This is a genomic window from Flavobacterium sp., from assembly GCF_049240005.1.
Taxonomy (GTDB): domain Bacteria; phylum Bacteroidota; class Bacteroidia; order Flavobacteriales; family Flavobacteriaceae; genus Flavobacterium.
The window spans coordinates 78,664-104,822 of record NZ_JBMLTK010000058.1; the positions used below are offsets into that span (position 1 = coordinate 78,664).

Genomic DNA, 26,159 nt, shown 5'->3' on the forward strand with positions numbered 1-26,159 from the left:
CTAAAAACCAATCCCATTATCATCGTCGTCTTGGTTGTTTGCCGCACTGCCAAAGGCCTGATCCGGACTCGGTAAATTCGATGTGAAAAACGGTGAGTTGTCGGAGTTCATCTTCGAAGGCAAATCGTCGAAACCGGAACCGTATTCTTCCAAATTCGCGAACTTTCCTAAGTTTCCGATAAACTTCAATCGAATGTTCTCCAACGATCCGTTACGGTGTTTCGCAATGATGAATTCCGCCGTATTTTGCGTAGGCGAGTTGTCTTCGTCGTCCCAATCCGGAATTTTATAATATTCAGGTCGATAGATAAACGACACAATGTCAGCGTCTTGCTCGATCGCTCCCGATTCACGTAGGTCGGACAACAGCGGACGCTTATGGCCCGTTCTCGCTTCAACGGCACGCGACAACTGCGATAGTGCAATAACCGGAATGTTCAATTCCTTAGCCAAAGCTTTCAAGTTTCGCGAAATGGTCGAAATTTCCTGCTCGCGGTTTCCAATTCCCTTGCCTTTACTGTCTTTACTACCCGCCGTCATCAGCTGCAAGTAGTCGATAATAATAATTTTAATGCCGTGCTGCGAAGCCAAACGACGCGCTTTTGCCCGCAAATCGAATACCGAAAGCGAGGGCGTATCGTCCACAAACAACGGAGCGCTTTCCAAATCTTTCACTTTGGTGCTCAGCTGTTCCCATTCGTGCTGCTCCAACTTTCCGGTACGCAACTTCTCGCTCGTAAGTCCGGTTTCCGACGAGATTAAACGGGTAATTAACTGTACGGACGACATCTCCAAGGAGAAAATGGCTACCGGCGCCTTGTGATCAATGGCCATATTTCGTGCCATCGATAGGATAAATGCCGTTTTACCCATACCGGGACGCGCTGCGATAATGACCAAATCGCTCGGTTGCCAGCCCGAAGTAACCTTATCCAATTTCTCGAAACCGGTAGGTACGCCGCTCAAACCTTCTTTATTGGCAATTTCCTGAATGCGGCGTTTGGCTTGTAAAACGAGCATTTGCGCCGTTTCCGAGTTCTTTTTCGTATTTCCTTGCGCTACTTCGTACAGTTGCGATTCGGCCGTATCGAGCAAGTCGAATACGTCGGTCGTTTCGTCGTAACAATCTTCGATAATTTCCGAAGAAATGCGAATCAGCGATCGTTGGATGAATTTTTGCAGAATAATCCGCGAGTGAAATTCGATGTGCGCCGACGACGATATCTTCTGCGTTAGCTGAATCAAGTAGTAATCGCCACCAGCCGCTTCTAAAGTTCCGTTCTTTTTAAGCTGTGCGGAAACTGTTAACAAGTCTATGGGTTGCGTTTGTGTGAATAACTCGCGAATAGCCTCGTAAATGTGTCGGTGCGAATCCCGATAAAACGCATCGGGCTGCAACATATCAATCACTTCGTCGACACCTTTTTTGTCGATCATCATGGCGCCCAATACGGCTTCTTCAAGTTCCACCGCTTGCGGCGGAAGCTTTCCTTTCTCTAAATTGATTACCGCAGATTTCTCGGTAAATCCCGTTGCTATATTTCTGACGTTTTCCATAGTGCTAAAGTATGCATTGCCGCGCGTTTCTGCCGGCAGAGTTATCAGCGCGAAATTGTTTATAACCCGCTTTTTTTGTTGATAACGCAAAAAAAATCCGAAACGGTAAGGCTTCGGATAAAATAGTGAGTTTATACGATTTTATTCCTTAAACTCGCCCATCTTGCTGTATTTATCCATTCTCTGGGCAACAAGTTCGGCTGTTGATAAGTCTTTAAGTTCGTTGTAATTTTTAAGGATGTATTGCTCCACGGTTTTGAATGCAGTTTCGCGATCGAAGTGTGCGCCACCAAGTGGTTCTGGAATCACGTCGTCGACCAATTTCTGCTTTTTCATGTCGGTCGATGTCAGTTTCAAAGCCTCTGCAGCTTGTTCTTTGTAGTCCCAGCTTTTCCAAAGAATCGACGAGCACGATTCGGGTGAAATCACCGAATACCAAGTGTTTTCCATCATCAACACGCGGTCGCCCACGCCAATGCCCAACGCACCGCCCGAAGCACCTTCGCCAACTATTACGGCAATGATCGGCGTTTTCAAACGGATCATTTCAAAAATATTGCGCGCTATCGCTTCTCCTTGTCCGCGTTCTTCAGCTTCCAAACCCGGATAGGCACCTGGCGTATCGATAAACGAAACCACCGGCAAACCGAATTTCTCCGCCATTTTCATCAAACGCAAAGCCTTTCGGTAACCTTCTGGGTTCGCCATACCAAAATTGCGGTACTGACGTGTTTTGGTGTTGTATCCTTTCTGCTGTCCGATAATCATAAACGATTGTCCGCCGATTTTTCCCAAACCACCAATCATGGCTTTGTCGTCTTTGAAATTTCGGTCGCCAAAAAGCTCTAACCACGAGTCGCCACAAAGTGCTTTAACGTGATCCATCGTGTACGGTCTGTTCGGGTGTCTAGACAGTTGTACACGTTGCCATGCGGTAAGGTTTTTGTATATTTTTCGCTTGGTTTCCTCCAGCTTTTTTTCGATTTGTTTGCAGGTTGTTGATACATCAACATTCGATTCTTGACCTATAATTTGGCATTTATCCAATTGCTCTTCGAGTTCTTTTATAGGTAACTCAAAATCTAAGTATTCCATAGTAGCAGTACGGTTTCTTAATATTCGAAAGGCAAAGATAACCTTAAATTAAAAACGGGCAATCACCACTTCAAAATTTAATAAATCGTTCTCGGATTATTCGGGCAGCACCCGCCGCGCGTTTAGTGGAATCGGGTTGCGGCGGGTCGGGCATTTTGCTGCAATGGCGCTCGCTCCCGCTGTTTTTGGTAGTTGCTTCGCGGCGCTTCTGTTAGTCGCACGCTGCACAACACCAAAAATCAGCTGTAGCTTCACGGCATTTCCGCGTCATTCCCTGCTGCGAAACTCGTGCAAAAACGCATCGTCTGTTTTTTAAACGCGCGTTCAAACCATAAATTGTCACTTAAAATTACCCACAAAAAAACTGCGTGTAATTCGCAGTTTTTTTATCGTAATCCGGTTTTGAACTTATGTTAAACCATTAGTTGTTTTCTAAAACGTAATTCAGCACTTTCTCCATCAAATGTACTCGGTCTTTACCGCGCACGTTGTGTTTGTGCATCGGGTAGGGGAAGTAGTCAATTTGTACACCAGCTTCCACAAAATTTTTCACCAAATCTAAATTGTGTTGTTCAACCACCACATCATCCGATGTTCCGTGAATCAACAAAAGTTTTCCTTTCAAATTTTTTACATAATTGCGTAGGGCAGCCGTTTTGTATCCTTCCGGATTTTCGGCCGGTGTATCCATATAGCGTTCGCCATACATGATTTCGTAATACGCCCAATCGGTTACGGGTCCGCCAGCTACACCCACTTTAAACGTGTCTGGTGCTTTCAAGAGCATGGTATTGGTCATAAATCCGCCAAAGCTCCAGCCGTGTACCGCTAAGCGCGAAGCATCAACGTAGGGGAGCGATTTCAAATACGCCACGCCACTCAATTGATCGGCAAGTTCGTTGGTGCCTAAATTTCGGTGAATAACGTGCTCGAAAGCAGCACCGCGATTGCTGGAGCCGCGGTTATCTACCGTAAATACCAAGTAGCCTTTCTCTGCCAACCAATGCATCCATAAATTGGCGCCGGCGAGGTAGCTGTTGGTAACCATTTGCGCATGCGGACCTCCATATACGTAAATCAAAACGGGATACTTTTTCGAAGCATCGAAATTAGACGGTTTGATTAAGCGGGCGTACAAATCGGTTTTTCCATCGGCCGCTTTTAGCTGTACAATTTCGGTGGTTCCTATCGCTACATCCTTAAGCTTGTCGGGACTTTCTACTAGTTTCGTGGCGCTTCCTTTTACGGGTAATATTTGGCTAATATTCGGTGTATTGAGGTTCGAATATTCATCGAAGAGCGTTCCGGTAAATTCGTTAAGTTTTGCGGTATGTACACCTAAGTCCTTGGTTACCAATCGTTGTTTTCCTTTAAAATCAACAGCATAAACCAAAGTATTTGTTCCGTTTTCGCCTGTAGCCGTGAAGTAAATTTCTTTAGCCGTTGCGCCAAGAATAGTGATAACTGGAAACAAATTCTGCGTAAGCTTTCGCAACAATTTTCCGTTTAAGTCGTACAAATACAGGTTGTTGTAACCGTCGCGTTCTGAAATCCAGATAAATGAACTTTCTTTTGCATTGGGGAAATACGCTGGATGTTCAGGCTCGACCCAAGTGTTGTCGGTTTCTGTGAATAAGGTACGTTGAAATTGACCTGCTGCGCTGTATAAGTTCAATTGCATGGCGTTCTGCGCGCGATTCACTTCGGCAATGGTAAACGCTTTGCTGTCGGGCGTCCAAGCAAAGTTGGTCAAATAATCGTCGGTGGCACCACGCGGACTCACATAAACGGTTTTTCCGCTTTCAATACTGTAAATGCCCACGCGTGGTTTTTCGCTTTTTTGTCCGGCCATTGGATAGCGAATGTTGTTGAGGGTTCCGGGCGTCGACGTAATGTCTAGCAACGGATATTGCGCTACCTCGCTTTCGTTTTTCTGATAAAAAGCAATGTATTTGGCGTCGGGCGAGATAAAAATTCCGTTTGAAATACCAAACTCCGAACGTGCAATAGCCTGTCCTGAAACAATTTCGGCATTAAAATCAGTGATTTGAACTTCCTTGTTATCAATGTGTGCAAACAAATTATTCCCTTTTGTGTAGGCAAACACCAAGCCGTTTTTGGAACTGCTCACATTTTCGGCTGCCTCATTGATTTTGGTTCTTGAAACCAGCGTTTTTGTGTGCGGATTAACCGCGATAAATTCGTTTTTGATTGTAAGCAACAGCGTTTTGGCGTCTTGCCATTGGTAACCGAAAAAGCTGCTCAATTCGGTTTTGAAAAGTTCATTAAACTCTTTAACCGTGATTAAAACTTTGGTGTTGCTGTTTGCTTCTGAACCTAAGTGAATTTCCGAATAGCGATTTTTGGTAAAACTGTACTGATTGCTGTCGGGAATCCATTGAAATCCGTCGACTCGATCGGCGGCATATGCGCGAAATTGCTGCATGACCGCATCGGATAAAGTGAGTTGCTTTTTTTGAGCTACTGCAGTGAAACAAATAAAAAAGAGTGCAGAGTAAACGACTTGTTTAAATTTCATTTCTTTATAAAATAGATTGAGTATTGGTTTTTTGCGCACATGCGGTAAAGATATATAACGTGAGTTCGATACAAAAATTTTTGTTAGAACGCTTGTAGCGAGGGTTTTAGATGTTTTCAGAAAAATTTTGCTAAACCGTTTTTAAAGCTAAGCATTTAAACAGTCGCTTACGGCGTTGTATTTTTTTAAGATACCTCGGTATCCCAAATAAAATACGCCTTGTAATCAACTATTTAAACGATTTCTAACTTCAATTTTTACATCAAACTCACATTAGATGCCTACTTATTTAATCGGCATATCGTTTGAAATAATCGCCTTTAACCAACCAAGCAAAGGCAAATGCCCAGAGTGCAACTACTTCCCAAGCCCAAAAATAGATGGTATTGCCCGTAATTTCGTGCACAGCGGGAATCATTTCAAGAGCTAAAAAAGCAAGTGCTGCGATTATCGTGTAACCGCAGCGCTTGTAGATTTTGTTTCGAATTAGCTTTTTAGGCGTAACAGCATTCTTAAATTTGGTAAAAATCACCAACGAAAAATAGGCGAGTGTACTAAAAAACAAGAACGCACAAATAATGTGTATCGTTCCAGAATTGGTTTGCACTTCGGGACAAAAATTACAAGGAAAAAACGCTACACCAAGTGCAAAAACGCATCCAAAATTGCCAGCTACGTTATCCGACATTAAATCGTCCGGATCTTTTTCGTGTCCTTTATAGGCGAATAAAAAAATGGCAATTGCTGTTACCATGCCTACAAACACATTTCCCATGATGCTGTAATAGTAAAAACTTATCGAACTTTCGGGTTTAAAGAAATTCAAATTCTCAATCAAACCTAAATGTTCGGTGCGGTTTAGCCAAAGTTTCTCGACTATAACTCCTACATACAGCACAATCGGTAATAAAAATCCGATGCAACCCACCATTTTCCGAAGCAGTTTGTAGGAAATCAGCTCCGGAATGGGTCGGTTATGCGCGTCCGTCCTCATTTTCTTTGTCCAGATATTGCTGTACAATGTCGATTGCATTGGTCACCACATCACTTAAAGCCGTGATGAAGCTTCCTTCTGCTGCCGAGTTTATTGCATGTCGTATGGCTTCAACTTCTTTGTCAATCAATTCGTAGGTCACCACTTTGCCGGCGGCGTTAATTCCTTCCAAGATCAGTCCGTTGATTTCTTCTGCTGTTCTTCCACGCAAGTGCTTTTCTTGTCTAATAATGATATGGTCGAACATACGTGCTGCGATGGTTGCGCATTCGCGAATATCTTCATCCCGACGATCGCCAACGCCTGCAATGATCCCAATTTTCTTGGTAGCATCTACAGTACTTAAAAAATCTTCTACTCCGCGATATCCCGCTGGATTGTGTGCAAAGTCGATCATAACCTTAAACTTCTTGAAGTCGAAAATATTCATTCGTCCAGGAGTTTGTGCGGCACTCGGAATAAAAGTTTGCAACGATAAACTGATGTCTTCGGTTTTGAATCCCCACAGATAACTTGCCAGCGTTGCCGCCAAAACGTTCGCGATCATAAATTTTGCTTTTCCACCCATGGTCAGCGGAACTAAAGTGGCGCGTTCTACACGAATCTTCCATTCCCCTTTTTTAATGGTGACAAATCCGTTTTCGTAAACAGCCACAATTTTTCCTTCTTTACTCAATCGCTTCGCGTGTTCCGAATCTTCGTCCATGCTAAACCAGGCAATCTGGCAATTAAGTTCATTCGCAATTTTCACACATTGTGGATCGTCGGCGTTCAAAATAGCCCAACCGTCTTTTTTCACACTTCGAACTACCGTACTTTTCACTCGTGCCAAATCGTCTAAGTTGTGAATATCGTTTAAGCCCAAATGATCTTCTTGAATATTGGTTATGATGGCAATGTCGCAACGGCTAAAGCCTAATCCGCTGCGCAGAATTCCACCGCGCGCCGTCTCCAAAACAGCAAACTCTACCGTTGGATCTTTTAAAATGTATTCAGCAGAAAGCGGTCCTGTTGTATCGCCTTTTTCCATCATGTGGTTTTGGATATAAATACCATCCGATGTAGTGAAACCAACTTTAAATCCGTTGTTTTTAACAATGTGTGCAATTAAGCGTGTCGTAGTTGTTTTACCATTGGTACCCGTTATTGCAATGATGGGAATACGTGAGGGTTTTCCAGGCGGATATAGCATATCAATTACCGGTGCCGCCACGTTTCTAGGTAGTCCTTCGCTGGGCGCCAAATGCATACGGAATCCAGGAGCGGCGTTCACTTCCAAAATACAACCGCCGTTTTCTTTTAATGGCTGTGTCAGATTTTCAGCCATAATATCGATTCCACAGATATCTAAACCAATTACTCGGGAAATACGCTCAGCTAGAAAAATGTTTTCCGGGTGCATCATATCGGTAACATCTACTGAAGTACCTCCGGTAGAAAGGTTTGCAGTCGATTTTAAATACACAATTTCGCCGTTTTTCGGTACGGTTTGCAAAGTATACCCGAGTTTTTCTAGTAAATCGAGCGTATCGCGATCAACGTCTATTTGCGTAAGTACGTTTTCATGTCCGTAGCCGCGACGCGGATCTTTATTCGTTTCTTCAATAAGCTTTTCGATGCTATCAACGCCATTTCCTACCACATTTGCAGGAACTCTTTTGGCAGCCGCTACTAGTTTATTGTCGATTACCAACACCCGAAAATCGAAGCCCGATATGAATTTCTCAACGATTACTTTTCGCGAATACTTCTGTGCAAAAGCCAAACCAGCAACGGCTTCTTCGTATGTTTTTACGTTTATTGACGCACCTTTACCGTGGTTTCCGTCGAGCGGTTTCAAGACAATTGGATAACCAATTTTTTTAATGACGTTTTGTAGGTCTTCTTCGTCTACACAAATGGCGCCGCTAGCTACAGGAATACTGGCCATTTCGAGCATTCGTTTGGTTTCTTCCTTGTTGCAGGCAATATCTACGGCAATATGGCTTGTTTTCTGAGTTATCGTGGCCTGAAAGCGCATTTGATTGACGCCGTATCCCAACTGTACGAGGGAATTTGTACCTAGACGAATCCAAGGTATATCTCGTGAAACAGCTTCCTCCACAATGCTCCCAGTACTAGGCCCAAGTCGCACCCTTTCTCTAATTTCTCTCATTTTTTGGATGTCTGCTTCAATATTGTAGTCGGTTCCTGCAATTAAAGCTTCGGCAATTCGTACTGAAGCTTCTGCGGCGTACAGACCCACGTTTTCTTCGGTATATGAAAAAACTACGTTGTATGTCCCGGGCGTTTTGGTTTCGCGAGTTCTTCCAAAACCAGTTTCCATACCTGCCAGCGTCTGAATTTCCAGCGCAATGTGTTCGATAACGTGTCCCATCCAAGTGCCGCGATCGATTCGTGAAAAGAAACCACCGCGTGTTCCCTCAGAACAACGGTGCTCAATCATAGTTGGGATTAGCTTTTCAATACGTTCCCGAAATCCAGGGATTTTATTGGTTGGAAATTCTTCCATTTCTTCCAAATCCAAACGCATTTGAATGAGTTTCTTTCTTTGAACACTCCAAATGTTCGGTCCTCGCAACGCTTGAATTTTCAATATCTTCATATGTCTACAGTTTTGGTTAGTTTGGTGCAGTGTGTCTTTAGCACTTCAGTGCTCTAAATTAACGGAATTTTATCCAAAAAGTAAAGTACTCCTAACTTACATCGTAAAATTCTCATAGGAATTGCTTCGTTTGTAGTTAAAAATCTTCTGTTGTTTCAATTTTACTGCATGATTACCAGATAATTGTAAAAAAATCAATTTGCAAAATCTTTTAAAACCCTATTTTTCTACTTTTACCGTTCACGAATGACTATGGATATTAAAGGAAAATTAATCATAATTGGAGGGGCTGTCGATAAAGGCAGTTTTACAGAAACGGATTTCGATAAAAACGTTGCCAACAACTTAAACTTTTTTGAAACCGGAATTTTGCGTCGTATTATCAATGAGTCGAAGCACAAAAGCGATAGTCGCGTTGAAGTGATTACTACAGCTTCAAAGATTCCGCGTGAAATCGGACCCGAATATGTAAAAGCGTTGCAATATTTAGGCGCTTCGAATGTCGATGTTTTGCATATCGAAAAGCGCGAAATGGCGAGTGATGAAGATGTTTTGCGACGTATTAAGAACGCCGATGTTTTGATGTTTACTGGTGGCGACCAATTGCGGTTAACATCAATTTTGGGAGGAACGCCCTTGCACGAAATCATTTTGGATAAATACGTAAATGAAGATTTTATCTATGCCGGAACTTCAGCGGGAGCGGCAGCGGCGTCGAACAATATGATTTATCAAGGAAGTAGTTCAGAAGCTTTGTTGAAAGGAGAAGTGAAGATTACCAGCGGATTAGGACTGATTGACGGAGTAATTATCGATACACATTTTGTACAACGAGGTAGAATTGGCCGACTGTTTCAAGCTGTCGTGGGCAATCCGAAAGTTCTGGGAATTGGTCTGGGAGAAGATACCGGCTTGTTGATTAAGAATAACAAGGAAATGGAAGCGATTGGAAGCGGACTGGTTATTCTTGTTGACGGACGCGAAATAAAAGACACCAATTTGACACAAGTAGAACTCGGACAACCCATTTCGATCAACCATTTGGTGACGCATGTAATGAGTATGAACGATACTTTTGATTTAAATACCTATAAGATGCATATCCGCGATTCGCAATATGCTGCCGATTTAGGACCAGCTGTCGATTAATATGAAAGTACTTATTCACGGAGGCTTTTTTTCAGAATCGGCTACCGACGACGGAACCAAACAGCGCAAGCAAGCCGCTTTACAGCAAATTGTTCGTAAAGCTTTCGATTATTTGCAAACACATTCGGCTGTGGAAACGGTAGTTTTTGCCGTTAAGTTGTTGGAAGATGATCCGTTGTTTAATGCGGGAATTGGTTCGCAAATTCAAGCCGACGGTAAAATTCGGATGAGCGCTTCTTTGATGGACGGAACAACCCAGAAGTTTAGCGGTGTTATTAATATCGAAGAAGTGAAGAATCCGATTGAGGTTGCCTTGGTACTGATGCAAGAAGACGATCGTGTGTTGGGTGGAGAACCGGCTACGCGGTATGCACGCCAGAAAGGATTTGAGGTTTTTTCAACAGAAATTCCGCAACGTCGAAACGAGTACGAAGCGAAACTAAAAAGCAAAGGTTTGGGCACCGTAGGTTGCGTGGCTTTAGATGCAAACGGACGCTTAGCAGCCGCGACATCGACCGGCGGAAAAGGTTTTGAAATTCCCGGTCGCATTTCCGATTCGGCTACGGTTGCTGGTAATTTTGCTACTTCTGTTGCCGCCGTTAGCTTAACCGGAGTTGGCGAAGACATTGTTAGCGGAGCGGTTGCTGCAAAAATTGTTACTCGTGTAACCGACGGTTTTTCGGTGGAGGAAGCCACAAAAAAAACCTTCAACGAATTAAAGGCTTTTGATGGTTTTGCCGGAGCTATTGTTTTAGACGCCAGCGGAAACAGCTTTCATTTAGATTCACATCCGAAGATGGTTTATGCTGTTTTCGACGGCATCGAAGAAGATATCTTTGACTAGCTAATTTTGCTTATTCAATTCGTCCTAAAGTAATTACAGGTTTGGCATCCTGATTTGACGGATTGTTATTCAGAATTAACTTGTTGTTTTCGAAATAATACCGAAAAGTTTTATTGTTAAAGTTGAGCTGAGCACCATTTCCTGTGATATCGTACGAATTACCGGGAATCGAAAACTCAGGTAAGTTAAAATCTTCGTCGAACGTTACCGTTTGATTAGACAGATTGAAAGTAACTTGACAATCATACGGAACTATAGCTGCAACATCGCCGTAAATAACCGCACTTTCCACACGCCATAAACCAACAATCTCTTGTTGTATTGGTGCATTTTCATCGTCGTCGCAACTAAATAGTGCAACGCAAGCGAGAACGAATAGCCATTTTTTCATAGTTTGTTTATCTTGGTTACCCTTTAGACGCAACGATTGTTAAAAGGTTGCCAATTTTAACAGTATTTTTTTGGATAATATTGATAGAAGGTTTCAAGTCGTGTCAATTTTTATTTTATATCGCTCATAATTAAGGTTTTATAGATTGGGTTGTTGCGAAGTTCAAATCTCGGTTGGTATAGATCACAATGCGGTTGCAGCGATCATTTAGATTTTTTGGGTGTGCCGGCGCAGTGGTGGCTTCGCCGCGTAGTAGTGGCGCCGTCGCGTGCTCCACTGTATCTTTTAAGCAACTATTTAGTGGAAATTCCGTACGCTTAAAAGGATGCCATTGCGCCCGCTCACACAGGGAAAGTATTAAGGTGGAAGTATCAAGTATTAAGATGTGAGTATTAAGACGGAAGGTATTGAGATTTAAGTATTAAGAGAGGAAAGTTATTATTTGTTTTTTAAAAAAGGGAAATAGAAGGCCTTTCGGCTTGGTGAAAATGAAAACGTAATATTGCAATATTACCTCGATTAAAATACTTGTAATCATTAATTTAAGTAAAATATTAGTTGTCGATTTTTTAGGGTATTAGGTTTTGAATTTTGCCAAATCCGTGAGTTCTGTGAGCCAAAAAAAGTTGTACAGCATCCAAGAAAATCTTTTGCCGACTATACAACCAAATTTAAAATGAGAACATAAGGTTTGGTACTGGTTTTTGCTTTAGTTCGCACTTCCAGTAAGTTTGGCTAAACTGTCGAGTTTGTCAAGAATTCTGTTTTCTAAAGGTTTTTGAGTGATAATATGGCTTGCAGCGGAAAGGCTCTGTGGTGCAGATTATTTTTTAATTGAAGTTTACACTTCGTATAAGGTTAAAAGGAGGGTTTTACTTTGGCAAAGCTATTTTTAAGTATTTAAGATATAGATATTATTTTGATTTAACTAAGTGAAATTATAATAAATTGTAATTCAGTACTTTAATGATTAATTCGCTAATTGATTTACTATCTGTTTTTTGTAAAATTTTTTTTCGGTGGCTGTTAACGGTGTGTATGCTAATAAAAAGGCTATCGGCAATTTGAGAACTTGTTTTGCCTTCTACAATCTTCCTCAGAACTTCTTTCTCTCGGTTTGTTAGGTTGATTGTATTTGCAGTATTTTCTATTGAAATAATATCGTTAACAGGTACATTATAATATGATTTTTCACCGTCTAAACCTATGAATGATAAACCAGAGGGTTGGTTGTTGGTTTTTAAATGTGAGATGTCAGTTTGTACTCCAATCACTCGAATTACAGCTCCAAAGTCGTCGGTTTGAATTGTTACAGTTTGCATAAGTATCCATTTATAGTTGCCCTCGGTTGTTTTCATTCTGTAGTCGTAACTCACTTTATATTTCAAAACCTGCTCAGGAGTTAAATGGCTAAAAAACTCTAATACTTTTTGTTCGTGAGCTAGAAAACGATTTTGGTCATCCGGATGCATATTTTCAAAGACGTACTGAGGCGTAAAGTCGGTCGCTTTTTCTACTTTCATCACATTTCGTACAGTATCGCTTACATACTCGAACGAAGCTGTTGCGGGGTTGAAAATATAATAGTAGTATTCTCCAACTTGAAAAATATCGAGTAATTTTTTGTGAATTTGTAATTCAAAATTCACATCCATTGGCTTCTCTTGATATCGAGCAATTTCGTACCAAGTTTTTTTCATATCGTCGAATTTCAATTTTTCCATAAAAAATGCCAATTAAAAATCACTACAAGTAGTGACTTAATATAAAAATTTAAACAATAATTTCACAATCGTTTATTCGAAGGCTTTGTTTGTTATATCTTAATACCAACGTATAAAATTTGTAATTATTTAAAAACTGTTTGGTGTTAAAATTTGTAGTCACTCGGTTTATTTTTTCTTATGGGTTGTTATATAGTTTTTTATCTAGATCAGTTTGTTGATTTTAGGGTTAAAGAAAAGTCTTTTAATATAAAACAGTATATATCATCTAAACATTAAATCTGAAAACTACCGGAGTCCAATGTCTAAACATTTAAATTAATTTGAAAATGAAAACAATCAAAATGCTATTCCTATTTGTAGGAATGTTAGTAAGCGGTACCGTGACTGCGCAAAACAACTTCAGCGAATGGCTGTACCTTAGAGGTGATAAGCCTGTGCAATTTCGGTTAGAAAAAACAAAAGTTGAGGGCAACAAAGTATTCTACAAGATTCATTTACGAATCAACAAAGAAGGTGCTGGCTTTTGCACCCACGAATTGTGCTACGGCTACGTGATTTATTTACCTATTTATGAATATGATACGGATACTAAAACTGGAAAAGCAACCGATTTACATTTTAAAATGCCTAAAGGGTTTACAGGACAATACACTATTCCAAATGAATTTTATACTGTAAATAAAGCGGAATCCAATGGACTAATCTCATATTGGGATCATGACAAAAATTATCCTATGCAAAAAGTGATTTCCAATGGAGAAATAAGACAGCAGCTTGAGTTTCTGAGAGGGTGTGTAGATACGAAAAGGGTAAACAAACCTTATGATGACCAATGCAATTTTAAAGGATTTAAAGAATCTGAAGCTATTGAAATAAAATAAACATTTGAAGAGATAACCAATGAAAACAATCAAAATTCTATTCCTATTTGTAGGAATGTTAATGAGTAGTGCAGTGAGTGCGCAAGCCAAAGGAGAAGCTTGGTTTTATGCCATAGACAATACCAATAAAATTGTTTATATCACTGAACTAGAACAAATAACCGTGCCTGACAACCTCAACAATCATGAAGCGTGGCGCAATGGTTTTGTAGATCAAATGAGCTGGCAAGAACTTTCGCCAGGTTCGTATGTGATTTCTTTTAACTGGATGAAATCCAACCACGAAAAATGGTATGCATCCGATGTTGAAAGCAGAAACAACAAAATAGAGGCATTCAAAAAAAAATATACCTTAAGATGGATCAAAATGCCAACACCTAAAAACCCAACCCGAAAACCCTCTGGCGTGAGTGGTCAATAATTTTTAAATTGTATGATTATGAAAAAACAAAACCATTTTTTAGTCTATTTATTATTAATAATTACAACAATTGGAATCAACAAATTAAGTGCGCAAACAGACCCCACTTTTGAACAAACGGTTGATTATATAATTAAAAACACAAAAGGTAGGGTTATGTACCCAGGAGCTTTAGACTCATATAGTAGAGTAAAAGGATATGTATTAAAAGATGTAAAGATTGACAAAACTGGAAGAATAGAATTATTCACAGATCAAAAATTTGATGACAATAAATTCAGTATTAATTTTAATATATTCGATTTAGTACAAAAAGTAGATTATCCTGACGGGATAAGAGCCTATAAGTTTTTAGTTCATTTTAATGGTTTAAATGTTTCTTCTGGTTATGGCATTACCTTTGCTACTGATGCGGATGCTCAAAAAATAGCGAGAGCCTTTAGACATTTAAAACAAGTGTGTACACCCGAGAATGATTTGTTCAGTCAAATTCCAGCAGAAGAGAAAAAGATAAAATTGACTAGAGAAGAGACTATTGATTATATCAATAAACTGATTAGATTTGATAGTCCTCTTGTTATACATTATGGCACCTCTAATACTAGGAGTGGTAAATCTTACTATTATACAAAAAAGATAAACCTTGGACTATCTTATGATTATTCGAGTAAAAGCTATATTTTCAAATCTAAAACTAGTTTTTTTTCATCAAAAGGTGGACCATTGGATTTTGTAGACGAAAGTATCCACACCTATAAAGTAAAATTTGCCTATTATAACTCTTATGGAATAAAATATTGGGATGATAAATTAAATGGAGGCAAAACAAGCGAAACTTTTCAAATTTACTTTAATCCCAACAATTACCTTGATTCAAGTGTTGAAATTTATTTTCCAGTAAACGCAGATTATGGAGATAAAATTTATGATCTGGAAGGCACATATAGCAAAGAGATAAAAAAACTAGCAAAAGCATTCGAGCGACTAAAAGAATTAGATTCTGATGACAAAGATCCTTTCGAAGATTAATTTTATGATTCATTATCAAGAAAATATTTACTAATCAAAAAAACAATTAGAAATCATGAAATTAAAAATGACAACTATGATTTTCATATTAATAGTACTATTAAGCTGTCAATCAAAGAAGACTACTCCTGATAATTCAATTCTTTTAAATAACGTTTTTTAATTAACTAATAAAATAGCACAGAAATTTAACGGCGCAACAAATAAAGCCTATGAATCAAATTATGTGTTTGAAGAAATAAATGCCACTATCAAAATTGACTTGAAGTGTTTAGAAAAAGATTCGCTCAATTCAACTATTAAAAACGTAAGAGTAACATTAATTAAAGGTGCGAAAAATTATGAATTTTCAGCTCAAGGAAATCCCATACAAGATAATAATGGAAAGAAGGAAGTTTTTAAAACATCTTCAATTATAACAGTTGGATATTACACCGAAAACACAAAAGGAAAAGAATTTACAAGTAAGGTTTTTCAACTAACATCAAATGGAGAAATAAAAGAACTAAATTAACTTTTTAATTTATGAAATCAAAAATCATTTTACTAGTAGTGTCGTTTGTCTTTGCAATTCAAAGCCAAGCACAAATTGAAACAAAAGTTTTTACCTTAAACCTTGGGGAACCAACGTTAAACTCTTTACGTGATTCGGTAAATTCTAATTCCAAATTAGTTATTAAAGCAAAAGAACCATTAGCATTTAAATTAGTTAATGGTAATCCATATAAATACAAGTATGTAATCAATCATAAATTAGTTAATTTTTTTGAAGGACAAGGTTATAATCCTATAGATAGTGTTGGGAAAATTATAGGTAATCCAAATATTTCAAATAAAGTTGTTGATGAAAAAACTAAGTTAGAAAACAAAATTAAAGTTAAAGAACAAGAACTTAAAAAAGTTGAAGCAGAAATTAATGATACTAATTTAAAGAGTGTAAATAATAAGAGTATACTTTTATCAAAAAAATTAGCAATTAAAAGTGAAATTGATTCATTGCAGAATGAATTAAAAAACAGGAGTATGCAGTCTAGTTCGCAGTACATTTCTCAATCTTTCTACTCTGCAAATATCATTAACGAAACCAAATTGAACAATCTACTAAAATCAATAACAAAAGCAATTAATGCTAAGAATGAGGTTGATGATAAAAAAAACATCAAAAGTGCTTCAATAGTTTTGAAACAAGCATTTGATGATTTAAAAATTGATATTGATAATTATGTATCAGAAATTTCAGCAGAAGATTTCTTAAACAAAGATAGTTTAATAGCAAAAAGACAGAATTTCAATTCAGCTTACATAAAGTTACTTCAAAATATACAAGGTATTGGTAACGAAGCAAGTGCTTTTACTGATGTCTTAGAAGATTTTAACAAAAAAACAGCAGAAATAAATCCTATTTCCCTAAAAATAAAAGATGAAATTTCTAAAATGTATCAATTAAAATTATATAATTACTTACTTCCTGTAGATATAAATGGAAAAAATATCGATGTAGTAGAAGTAACAGTTGAACGCTATGACAAAAATTCAACAAATCCAACACCAGATAAATATACATACAATATTTGGGTGAAAGGTGGTGTAAAAATTGACATAAGTGGTGGTTTATTTTTAACTTCTTTAATGGATAAAGAATATGAAACAAAAGATGACGGTAGTAAAAAATTTATTTTTGAAAAAAATAGAGGAGATTATGAATTTGGTTTTGGTTCAACTATCAATGTATCTCTTCGAGGTGGTTCTTGGGTTAGACCGGGTTTAAGCATTGGTGCATTATTTACTACTAACCAAAAATTCCAATTATTAACAGGTTTAGGTTTTATCATTGGAAAAGAAGAACGAATTGTATTGCATACAGGTTTATCTATGGGAAGAATTTCTCGAATATCAGACAATTACAAAACGGATGGAAGCGTTTCATATGACCTAGGCACAGAAGGGACTCTACCAATGACAGAAAAATTTTCATTTGGACATTTTTTTGGGTTAACCTATAATTTTGGAAAAGTTAAGAAACAAGATGAAAATAATTAACGATTTTAAAATTATAGTTAGCTTACTGTTTTTCACTTTAACTGCTTCTCCACAAACCACCACCATCACCCATCTTCTGCAAAAAACTTTGCAACAAGAAAACGAAGTTCGACAAATGCTTCGTGCAGAAGCGGACAGATTAGGTAATGAAATAGGTTATATTCAACAAGATATCGACAGTCTGGAAGTAGCAGAACTTGCTATTAAAAATGATACCTTGTTTTACACCACAAAGCAAAAAATGCTCTATGAAAAAGGCTATTACTTAGAGCAACAAATTGTTGCTTTACAAGATATCAAAGCCGTAACCAAAGACATCGGAATCTTTTTTGAATCCGCACCTGAAAAAGTCCAAGTCATCCGACAAGAATATTTTGAAGATGGTAACTACATCAAAACCAATAGAAAAGTAGATTTGTTTAGGACGTATTTTGTATCACTACGAGAAAATGAATACTTTGCCAAGGATTTGGTAAAAGCTTTTAAAAAAGCAGGATATACAATCGAGAAAGGGTACTGGTTTGACTAACAACATAATAAATAGTATGAGATTACTTTTCCACCTTAAAGCTTCGGCATTATTTCTCTTTTTACTTTCGTCTAGTAACTTGTTTGGTCAAGTTTTCCTTGAAGAAAAGTTCGACATTGTAGAGATGTATCACGCAATGCAAAATCAGCAGTTTGAAAAAGAAAAACTACCCAATGGCGACATGTTGTTAACCCATTTCGTTTTTGATGAAAACAAACAAGTACAGGCTTTTAAAGAGATTCTTTTTTCAAAAAATAATACCGTCGATTACACTTGTTTTAAAGAAAGTGCCTACGTGCGTTACAACGAGAAAATTGCAAACGACCTAATATTGGATTTTAATGCGCAAGGCTATGAGAGCACTAATTTTATTTCTAAAGATGGAAATCAAATTTTTAAGTCTTCGGATAAAGAAACAGATTCAAAAAAGCACTACCTCTGTATGTCGACAGTAGAAATTGAATCGCAAGGGAAATGGATTCTTTTCGAGTATTTTTCAAAAGAAACCGAATTTGTCGAGAAATAATAAAACTTTTCCAATCAAAGAATGCTCGAAAGTTTTATTTGCAATTCGCTTTCGAAAAATAGATATAGTGACTACATATTTATGCAAAACCGCTTTCAGGACCAAAATTTTCGTCTTACTCACTTCCAAGAAGAAGTAGCTGTGGCGTGCCCAAAATGTAGTAAAAAAGCACTCACAACCGTAAACTATGACGAAAAGAAAGCCAAGTTAACCTGCACGCACTGTGGTTTTCATGATGTAAAAGACACTTTGTTAACCCATTTAGGCTATACCGCTAACTACAAGGCTGATGCAAGCGCTTATTTTGATGTGGAAACTTGGTATTTGGCCCCTTTTAAAAACGACTTCTTTTTTGCTTACAACGAAGCGCATTTGTTGTATTTAGAACAATACATCGGTGCCAAATTACGTGAACACAAAGACCGTTCGCATTTTACCCTTTTGGAAAAACTACCCAAGTTTTACCACGAAGCCAAAAATCGAGAAGCTCTACTAAAATTAATTCAAAAATTGAAGAACAAGTAACTACCAAGTGTAATCGCAGCTATCTTTCGCTAAACAAGCGCTCATAAAAATCATATATTTATCATTGAGTATTTGGTGGAGGTTACAACGCAACGATTGTTAAAAGGTTGCTAATTTTAACAGTATTTTTTTTGAATAATATGGATGACTTTCCTTTATCAGCAGTGTTTTGAATGTATCTTGCTTATTATGAGTTGTATCGATTGTTTTAACATGAAGTATAATGATAGGTAGGTTGAGATTACAAAATAGCTGTTGAGAGAGTTCTTATTAATTCAAGTACACGTGATAGCAAATGATGGGAAATCTTAGATAGATTTAGGCAGTTTTTCTCCAGTTTATTTATCTGTAATCGAGATAAAATACTTTACTCTTTAGTAAATGAAACGTTTTTAATTCGTTCTCCATCTAGTAATAAACCGTTGTCCGATTTTTTTAGCAGAAAGTTGTCCACTAATATTTGATGTTCGGAGATTAGTTTTCCTTCGGTTGGCTTATTCTCTAAAAAAGATATTTTGAAATTGTCATCTGCTATATATTCGATTTTGATTTGAGTTTGTGTTTCGGTATTAAAATAGCTGCCATTCCAATTTTTTGGGTTGAAATTACTATTAATTGGCGTTGTTTTAGTTAGCGAATACGGTGCATGGTTTGTGTAATAAGCAGTAACTATGAGTTTCCCGTTGTTTAATCTGATAAATTCTTGTTTAAAATCAGGATCATATTTTTGATGAAAAATGTTATCAGATTCACGTTCTAGCTCCACGTCATTCCGTCCTGAACGTTGTAAAAATATCTTCCCATCCTTGTTTATAAATGAAAAGGCGAAGTTATTTTCTGTTAGGTATGTTCCAAGAATAGCATCATTGGAAATGAAAGGGCCAACGCTTGTGGGTTTAGTTAAAAATGAGTTCACATTTTCGTTTTTAAGAACTTTTGCTGCGAGCTGTCTCGTTTGCTGAGCAGGTATGGTTTTTCCTGAATTTGTTAATGTAACAAACGCTAAATTCATTTCATTGAAGCGCAGTGTTGTAGCTTTCCATGCTCCCGTTGCACCCTCGTGAAAGGTACATTTTTTGTTATTAAATTCACCAAATTCCAGACCATAACCGTAATTTTTAATTGAAGATTCACTACATAATTTTTGACTTTCTTCGAGCAATTTCCTTTTTACTGTACTTTCTCCATATCCTTGCAATAAACGTTCCCATTGGATTTGATCTTCTAAAGTCGTGAATAAATTCCCATCTCCGCTTACCTTCCATTTCCAGTCAAAAGTTGTCCAAGTATCAAAATTAAAGTAAGCATGCGCAATTGATTTAGGAAGTTTTGTTTCCTTGTCTACGAAGAATGTATTTTTCATGTTTAATTTTCGAAAAAGCTCATTTGTATATTGAACAAAAGAAATTCCTGAAGCTTCTTCGATAATAGCTGCTAATAAAATATAATTTGAATTACTGTATAAGTATTGGCTTCCTGGTGGAAAGTTCAGTTCGTTTTGTTGCTCAATAATTCTAATTGCATCGCGATTATTAAATGAATTTTCCCACCAAATGATGCCTTTTAGAGACCACAAGTCGTAACAATCTCGTATGCCACTGCTGTGAGTAAGAAGGTGTGCAACAGTAATTTTTTCGGTTATTTTTGGAAAAAGTTTAGGGAGCCAAGTTCTAATGTCGTCTGACAAATTTATCTTTTTTTCATCAATGAGTTCCAGTATCGCTAGCGCAGTAAATTGTTTTCCATTCGAAGCAATATTGAAGAGAGATGATTGGTTTATTAACGTTTTGTCGGATAAGTTTGCAAAACCAGCGTATTTTGAATAGACAACTTTTCCCTGATATACAATTGCTGTTGCAATACCAGGCGCGTGGCTTGGCACGTCTTGCACCGAGATAGAATCTAAAGTAGACTTGTTTATCGAAATTGAAAGTTCTTGAGCAGATGAAATCTGAAACGTTGCTACGTAAATGAGGAAAAGAAGAAGCTTGCTGTTCATGTTTTTTTTGGCAAGATTAGGAAGTTGTAGTTTGCCATTCGTCTCAAATCAGGATTTGGCACCAATATTTACTGTTAATTTTTGGCAAAAAGCAGCAGGCGTATAACTAGTTTGATATTTAAATACTCTGTTAAAAGTTGATTTTGAATTAAATCCACAGTCAAAAGCTATTGCTAATAAAGTTTGTTTTTCATGAGCACCAGCATGTAAGAGATCTATTACCGCTTTTATTCTGTATTGATTTACGTAATCATTGAAATTCATAGCAAACTCCTGATTAATTGTTTGAGATATTTTTTTTGGATGGGTATTCAATTCTTTTGCTAAATCGAAAACCGATAATTCAGGATTCTTGTAGTATTTTTCATTGGTCATAAGAGCCTCTAGCTGTACCTTCCATTTTTCTAGGTCTCTAGCCAACGAAAGCTCGTTATCTAATTGGTTACCCTTCTTGGTTTTTAATTTCGAAGGTTCAACATGTAAATCTTTTTGACTCAAGGAAGTTAATGAAGTAACCACATTCAGTAGACCATTGATTGAAATGTAATATACTAGCACTGAAAAGCAGCAATAATACCAAAATTTGGCGCCGAAATTTGCCCACTCTGGATTAAAAATGAAAAAGAGCAATCGCAAAATTAATATACTCAAAAGCGCATAAAGAAATTTTTTTGCCCAAGAAAATGTTAGTTCATCAGCAAAGCTATACGTGTTGAAAATCAGAATTTTGTATTTTTTTAATAGTTGTAAACTTAAAATTAAGTACGTAGCAAGTGACAGAAACCCTGCAACTTGATACCAGCTATCAAAATCCTTGTCTCGACCGTTGGCATAGAAATACGAATAACCGAAATAGAATTTATCGGCAAGGAAGATAAAAATGGTATACAATAAATAGAATATCGGGGGAACAAAATGCCACACTAGATTTTTTGAAAAATGGAAATTCTTATCTAGTAGGGTTTGAAAGTAGAAGTACAAAACTACAGGAAATAGAAATAGCTGTTGAAAGGGAACATAAAATAGAAATTCGCGATACGGATTTCTTGAGTACCAGCCCGCATAACCCAATGCAAACGGCAAGATGTATAAGGCTGCAAGAAAAGTGAATATGCTGAGCCATATACTCGATTTCTCTCCCTTTCTAGCCCCTTTTGTAAGTAACAAAACAGAGAACAATGTGGCGTGAAAGCAGCAAAATAGAAGTGTAGTGCTTTTAAAATTGAAATCGAATAGCATGGTCAGCAAATAAGGTATGACGTAAAGAAACAAAAATCTCTTGTTAAAAATTTAAATTAAATCTAACCTGCATATTGTTAATTGTTTGAGGAAGTATTAAGACAGGAGTATTAAGATTGGAGTATTAAGACGGAAAGTCATTCTTTTTGCAGATATAAAGAGCAATAAAATAACAGTCTGGCTTTGCGAAATTTTATACGTAATATTGCAATATTACCTCGATTAAAATAATTAAAATCAATATTTTAACTATTGATAATTGTTGTTGATTTTTTGAAATATCAGATTTAAGATTCTGTGAATTCCGTGAGTTATTTGGATCAAAAGTATGTTGGGCAAATTTTCAAGAAATTCTCTTTCCAACTGTACAACCAAATACAAAATGAAAACAAAACGTTTGGTACTAGTTTCCGCGTTAGGGATTACCTTAAGTCAGTTCTGCTAAAGCCTCGGGCGCAGCAGAAAGCCCGATGGCAGCGATGAACTCCCACCAAACGTCTACCGCCGGAACGCCATAAAAAAACCGCTACGAAATGCAGCGGTTTAGATTAACTTCTAAAAAAATTATTTCTTCTTTTTAGCTTTTTCAGCTTCGGCAGCTTCCATCATTTCTTGCAACTTGCGTTGGAATTTACTTTGCTGCTTTGGCTCGCGCTGTTTGTTTTCCTGAATTTGTGCGTGAATCTTATCGTTATCTACAATATAATTCTTGATAACCAACATAATTCCAATAGTAAGCACGTTAGAAACAAAGTAGTATAAACTCAAGCCCGATGCGTAGTTGTTGAAGAAAATCAACATCATAACTGGAGAAATGTAAATCATGATTTTCATAATCTTCGCCATATCCGGCATGCCTTCTTGTTGCGGTTGTTGCATGGCCTGATCGCCTGTTGTCATTTTCATGTAAAAGAAAATGGCAATCGATGCAAGAATAGGGAACAAACTGATGTGATTTCCGTACAGCGGAATGTAAAACGGCAATTGTACAACGGCATCGAAAGAGGATAAGTCGTTTGCCCACAAAAATCCTTGCTGACGCAAAGCTAACTCAGCCGGGAAAAATTGGAACAAGGCGTAAAATATCGGCATTTGTAACAGCGCCGGAATACAACCTGCCATTGGGTTAACGCCCGCTTTCGAATACAATTTCATGGTTTCCTGCTGGCGCTTCATCGGATCTTTCTTGAATTTCTCATTTAATTCGGCAATATCCGGACGTAAAACTTTCATTTTCGCCTGAGATAAAAACGACTTATACGTAATGGGCGACAATACCAATTTAATTAGGATGGTGAATAAGATAATTGCCCAGCCTTGTGCCAAAAAGCCCGATAAAATATCGTAAGCCGGAATAAAGAAATAACGGTTTATCCAACCGAAAATCCCCCAACCTAGCGGAACTATGTACTCTAGATCACGCTCATACGTTTTTAGCAATTTGTAGTCGGTCGGACCAAAATACCAATGCATGTTTTGGTTGATTTCGCCTGCCTGCGCTTTCAGGGCAATTTTAGCCTTGAAATCTTTGGTGAAAAGCGTATCAACTTCTTCGTCTTTAACAAGATTATTTGACAGTAAATCGGCTTTTGCAAACGGTTTGTCTGTTAATAATATGCTTGAGAAAAAGTGCTGTTTGAATGCTACAAATTTCACCGATTCCGGATTTTCGGTAGCATCGTTGCCTTGACCTACGTAACTGGTTTTGTCATCTTCGTATTGGTAGTAGATTTCAGCATAACGATTTTCGTACGAAACGCTTTTCTCATTGCGGAACGTTTTCAAATTCCATTCTATTTCCACTGCTTGCTTAGGCGACAAAACGCTGGTTAATCCTTGTGAAACTAGGTCGAATCCAACCAAATAATCTTTTGGTTTTAAGCTATAACGGTACTCAAGAAAACCGCCGTTTGCTGTTTTTGCTTTAAGGGAAAGTATTTGGTTCTCGCCACTTTTTAACAACTGCGGTTCAAAGTATAAATCGGCCGTATTGATGATTTTGTTATCCGAAGTAATTAGCTTCGTATTGAAGTTTGCATTGTTGTTTTGAATCAAACGAACAAGTTCGCCACTGCCTTTTTTGAAACGCTCGTAGTTTTTCAAAGTGGCTTCGGTTACTTGTCCGCCTTTAAGTGCAATTTTCAAAGAAAGAACCTCATTGTCGAGCTGCACTTCTTTTTTGGCATTTTGCTGGGCTAGGGCAGCGCTGTTTCCAAATACACCAAATTTCTGCGAATACGCACTGCTGTCGGCTGCTGTGGTTGCAGCAGCAGTTGTTGCTGGCAAAGCTTTTGTGGACGCTTCCTCGGTTTTTGGTTTAGTTGAAGCTTCGGGCGCTGTAGGCTGATTTTGATACATGATCCAAAACAGCAAGCCGAAAATTAAGGCGAAGCCGATGATGGTGTTGAGGTCTAACTTTTTTTCTTCCATTGATTAAAAATCGTGAGTTACTTTTGTTTTGCTTTGACCGTTGCTTCTACAAACGCTACAAAAAGCGGATGCGGATTGGAAACGGTACTTTTATATTCAGGATGGTATTGAACACCAATAAAAAACGGATGTTCGGGTAATTCGATAATTTCTACCAAGTTCGTATCTGGGTTAACGCCCGAAGTAACTAAGCCGTGCTGTTGCAGGACTTCTTGGTAATCGCCGTTAAATTCGTACCGGTGTCTGTGTCGTTCCGAAATGGCAGTAGTTTTGTAAATCTTTGCTGCAAGAGAATTTTCTTTCAATTCGCATTTCCACGCACCTAAACGCATGGTTCCTCCTTTTTCGGTGATGTTTTTTTGTTCTTCCATCAAATCGATGACAGGAAATGCCGTTCCTCGGTTCATTTCGGTTGAATTCGCATCTTTAAGTCCGGCGACGTTTCGTGCAAATTCAATAACCGCCATTTGCATTCCCAAGCAAATTCCCAAAAACGGAATTTTCTTCTCACGCGCGTAACGTACGGTTTCGATTTTCCCTTCGATTCCGCGTTCTCCAAAACCTGGCGCGACTAAAATTCCGTCGAGTCCGGCAAGTTTTGTGGCTACGTTATGTGAGTCAACATGCTCTGAATGTACGGAAACGATATTAACCTTCGTTTCGTTTGCCGCTCCAGCGTGAATAAAGGCTTCGAGTATCGATTTATACGAGTCTTGTAATTCTACATATTTTCCAACCAAACCAATGTTCACCACATGTTTCGGATTTTTTAATCGGTGTAGGAATACATTCCAATTCTTTAGATCCGGAATCGACTTTGGTGGTAAATTCAATTCGCGCAGCGCCACAACGTCTAGTCCTTCTTCTAACATGAGATTCGGAACTTCATAAATTGTTGAGGCATCAATCGATTGGATTACGGCTTCGCGTTTCACGTTGCAGAAAAGTGCGAGTTTGCTGCGGAGTTCGTCGGATAGTTCGTGTTCGGTACGACAAACCAAAATGTCGGCTTTAATTCCGCTTTCCATTAAGGTTTTAACCGAGTGTTGCGTTGGTTTGGTTTTCAACTCGCCTGCAGCAGCCAAATACGGAATTAAGGTAAGATGAATCACAATAGCGTTCGATTCGCCCAATTCCCAAACCAATTGACGCACCGACTCGATGTAAGGCAACGATTCAATATCTCCAACGGTTCCACCAATTTCCGTAATTACGATATCAAAATTGCCGGTATTTCCGAGCAATTGCATACGCTCTTTGATTTCGTTGGTGATGTGCGGAACCACTTGTACCGTTTTTCCTAAGAATTCGCCGCGGCGTTCTTTTTCGATAACCGACAGGTATACGCGTCCGGTTGTTACGTTATTTGCTTGCGAGGTTGGAACGTTGAGAAAACGTTCGTAGTGTCCAAGGTCGAGGTCGGTTTCGGCACCGTCGTCGGTAACGAAGCATTCTCCGTGTTCATACGGATTTAGCGTTCCGGGATCGACGTTAATGTACGGGTCAAATTTCTGAATCGTCGTGCGATACCCACGCGCCTGCAGTAATTTAGCAAGCGACGCTGCGATAATACCTTTCCCCAATGAAGAGGAAACGCCACCGGTAACAAAGACGTACTTGGTTTGATTCATGATAATGT

At 38.2% G+C, this 26,159-nt stretch carries 21 protein-coding genes; 10 read left to right on the forward strand and 11 right to left on the reverse strand.

What is annotated here, in order from left to right:
- The 5 genes from dnaB to cphA form a co-directional block, all read right to left on the reverse strand.
- A complete protein-coding gene (gene dnaB / locus ACOVQQ_RS06040; RefSeq protein ID WP_421817397.1) occupies nt 1-1,557 on the reverse strand; it encodes a replicative DNA helicase in 1,557 nt (518 codons plus the stop codon).
- A 141-nt stretch (nt 1,558-1,698) separates the two neighbouring features.
- A complete protein-coding gene (locus tag ACOVQQ_RS06045; protein WP_421817398.1) occupies nt 1,699-2,652 on the reverse strand; it encodes an acetyl-CoA carboxylase carboxyltransferase subunit alpha in 954 nt (317 codons plus the stop codon).
- 421 nt (nt 2,653-3,073) lie between these two features.
- Nucleotides 3,074-5,191: a DPP IV N-terminal domain-containing protein gene (locus tag ACOVQQ_RS06050; protein ID WP_421817399.1), complete on the reverse strand. Its 2,118-nt coding sequence runs from the start codon at nt 5,189-5,191 to the stop codon at nt 3,074-3,076.
- A 289-nt stretch (nt 5,192-5,480) separates the two neighbouring features.
- Nucleotides 5,481-6,185, reverse strand: a complete 705-nt coding sequence (locus ACOVQQ_RS06055; protein ID WP_421817400.1) for a hypothetical protein — start codon at nt 6,183-6,185, stop codon at nt 5,481-5,483.
- Nucleotides 6,166-8,790: a cyanophycin synthetase gene (cphA, locus tag ACOVQQ_RS06060; protein WP_421817401.1), complete on the reverse strand. Its 2,625-nt coding sequence runs from the start codon at nt 8,788-8,790 to the stop codon at nt 6,166-6,168. The genes ACOVQQ_RS06055 and cphA overlap by 20 nt, the downstream gene beginning before the upstream one ends.
- A gap of 252 nt (nt 8,791-9,042) precedes the next feature.
- On the opposite strand from cphA, the gene ACOVQQ_RS06065 reads away from it, so the two are divergent.
- Both ACOVQQ_RS06065 and ACOVQQ_RS06070 read left to right on the forward strand, forming a co-directional pair.
- A complete protein-coding gene (locus ACOVQQ_RS06065) occupies nt 9,043-9,939 on the forward strand; it encodes a cyanophycinase (protein WP_298147478.1) in 897 nt (298 codons plus the stop codon).
- Between the two features lies 1 nt (nt 9,940).
- Nucleotides 9,941-10,783: an isoaspartyl peptidase/L-asparaginase gene (locus ACOVQQ_RS06070; protein ID WP_421817402.1), complete on the forward strand. Its 843-nt coding sequence runs from the start codon at nt 9,941-9,943 to the stop codon at nt 10,781-10,783.
- Between the two features lie 10 nt (nt 10,784-10,793).
- Here ACOVQQ_RS06070 and ACOVQQ_RS06075 read toward each other — a convergent pair whose 3' ends face one another.
- Nucleotides 10,794-11,174, reverse strand: coding sequence for a lipocalin family protein (locus tag ACOVQQ_RS06075; protein ID WP_421817403.1), 381 nt, complete (start codon nt 11,172-11,174; stop codon nt 10,794-10,796).
- Nucleotides 11,175-12,112: 938 nt separating this feature from the next.
- Nucleotides 12,113-12,874, reverse strand: a complete 762-nt coding sequence (locus tag ACOVQQ_RS06080; RefSeq protein WP_421817404.1) for a LuxR C-terminal-related transcriptional regulator — start codon at nt 12,872-12,874, stop codon at nt 12,113-12,115.
- Between the two features lie 353 nt (nt 12,875-13,227).
- On the opposite strand from ACOVQQ_RS06080, the gene ACOVQQ_RS06085 reads away from it, so the two are divergent.
- The 8 genes from ACOVQQ_RS06085 to ACOVQQ_RS06120 all read left to right on the forward strand — a co-directional run bounded on the left by ACOVQQ_RS06085 (nt 13,228) and on the right by ACOVQQ_RS06120 (nt 18,852).
- Nucleotides 13,228-13,782 (forward strand): hypothetical protein, encoded by a 555-nt coding sequence (locus ACOVQQ_RS06085; protein WP_421817405.1) that lies wholly within the window; start codon nt 13,228-13,230, stop codon nt 13,780-13,782.
- 19 nt (nt 13,783-13,801) lie between these two features.
- Nucleotides 13,802-14,203: a hypothetical protein gene (locus ACOVQQ_RS06090; protein ID WP_421817406.1), complete on the forward strand. Its 402-nt coding sequence runs from the start codon at nt 13,802-13,804 to the stop codon at nt 14,201-14,203.
- A gap of 18 nt (nt 14,204-14,221) precedes the next feature.
- Nucleotides 14,222-15,232, forward strand: a complete 1,011-nt coding sequence (locus tag ACOVQQ_RS06095) for a hypothetical protein (protein ID WP_421817407.1) — start codon at nt 14,222-14,224, stop codon at nt 15,230-15,232.
- A 226-nt stretch (nt 15,233-15,458) separates the two neighbouring features.
- Nucleotides 15,459-15,746, forward strand: a complete 288-nt coding sequence (locus ACOVQQ_RS06100) for a hypothetical protein (protein ID WP_421817408.1) — start codon at nt 15,459-15,461, stop codon at nt 15,744-15,746.
- Nucleotides 15,747-15,757: 11 nt separating this feature from the next.
- A complete protein-coding gene (locus tag ACOVQQ_RS06105) occupies nt 15,758-17,272 on the forward strand; it encodes a hypothetical protein (protein WP_421817409.1) in 1,515 nt (504 codons plus the stop codon).
- Nucleotides 17,259-17,801 (forward strand): hypothetical protein, encoded by a 543-nt coding sequence (locus ACOVQQ_RS06110; protein WP_421817410.1) that lies wholly within the window; start codon nt 17,259-17,261, stop codon nt 17,799-17,801. Before ACOVQQ_RS06105 ends, ACOVQQ_RS06110 begins: the two co-directional genes overlap by 14 nt.
- A gap of 16 nt (nt 17,802-17,817) precedes the next feature.
- The gene (locus tag ACOVQQ_RS06115) at nt 17,818-18,327 is read left to right on the forward strand and encodes a hypothetical protein (protein WP_421817411.1); all 510 of its coding nucleotides are present in this window, start codon (nt 17,818-17,820) and stop codon (nt 18,325-18,327) included.
- A gap of 81 nt (nt 18,328-18,408) precedes the next feature.
- Nucleotides 18,409-18,852, forward strand: a complete 444-nt coding sequence (locus ACOVQQ_RS06120) for a hypothetical protein (protein ID WP_421817412.1) — start codon at nt 18,409-18,411, stop codon at nt 18,850-18,852.
- Nucleotides 18,853-19,219: 367 nt separating this feature from the next.
- On the opposite strand, the gene ACOVQQ_RS06125 is transcribed toward ACOVQQ_RS06120, so the two are convergent.
- From ACOVQQ_RS06125 to ACOVQQ_RS06140, 4 genes are all read right to left on the reverse strand, one after another.
- Nucleotides 19,220-20,743, reverse strand: a complete 1,524-nt coding sequence (locus ACOVQQ_RS06125; protein WP_421817413.1) for a serine hydrolase domain-containing protein — start codon at nt 20,741-20,743, stop codon at nt 19,220-19,222.
- 156 nt (nt 20,744-20,899) lie between these two features.
- Nucleotides 20,900-21,742 (reverse strand): helix-turn-helix domain-containing protein, encoded by an 843-nt coding sequence (locus ACOVQQ_RS06130; protein ID WP_421817414.1) that lies wholly within the window; start codon nt 21,740-21,742, stop codon nt 20,900-20,902.
- 912 nt (nt 21,743-22,654) lie between these two features.
- The gene (yidC, locus tag ACOVQQ_RS06135; protein WP_421817415.1) at nt 22,655-24,520 is read right to left on the reverse strand and encodes a membrane protein insertase YidC; all 1,866 of its coding nucleotides are present in this window, start codon (nt 24,518-24,520) and stop codon (nt 22,655-22,657) included.
- A gap of 17 nt (nt 24,521-24,537) precedes the next feature.
- Nucleotides 24,538-26,151: a CTP synthase gene (locus tag ACOVQQ_RS06140; protein ID WP_421817416.1), complete on the reverse strand. Its 1,614-nt coding sequence runs from the start codon at nt 26,149-26,151 to the stop codon at nt 24,538-24,540.
- Between the last annotated feature and the right edge of the window lie 8 nt (nt 26,152-26,159).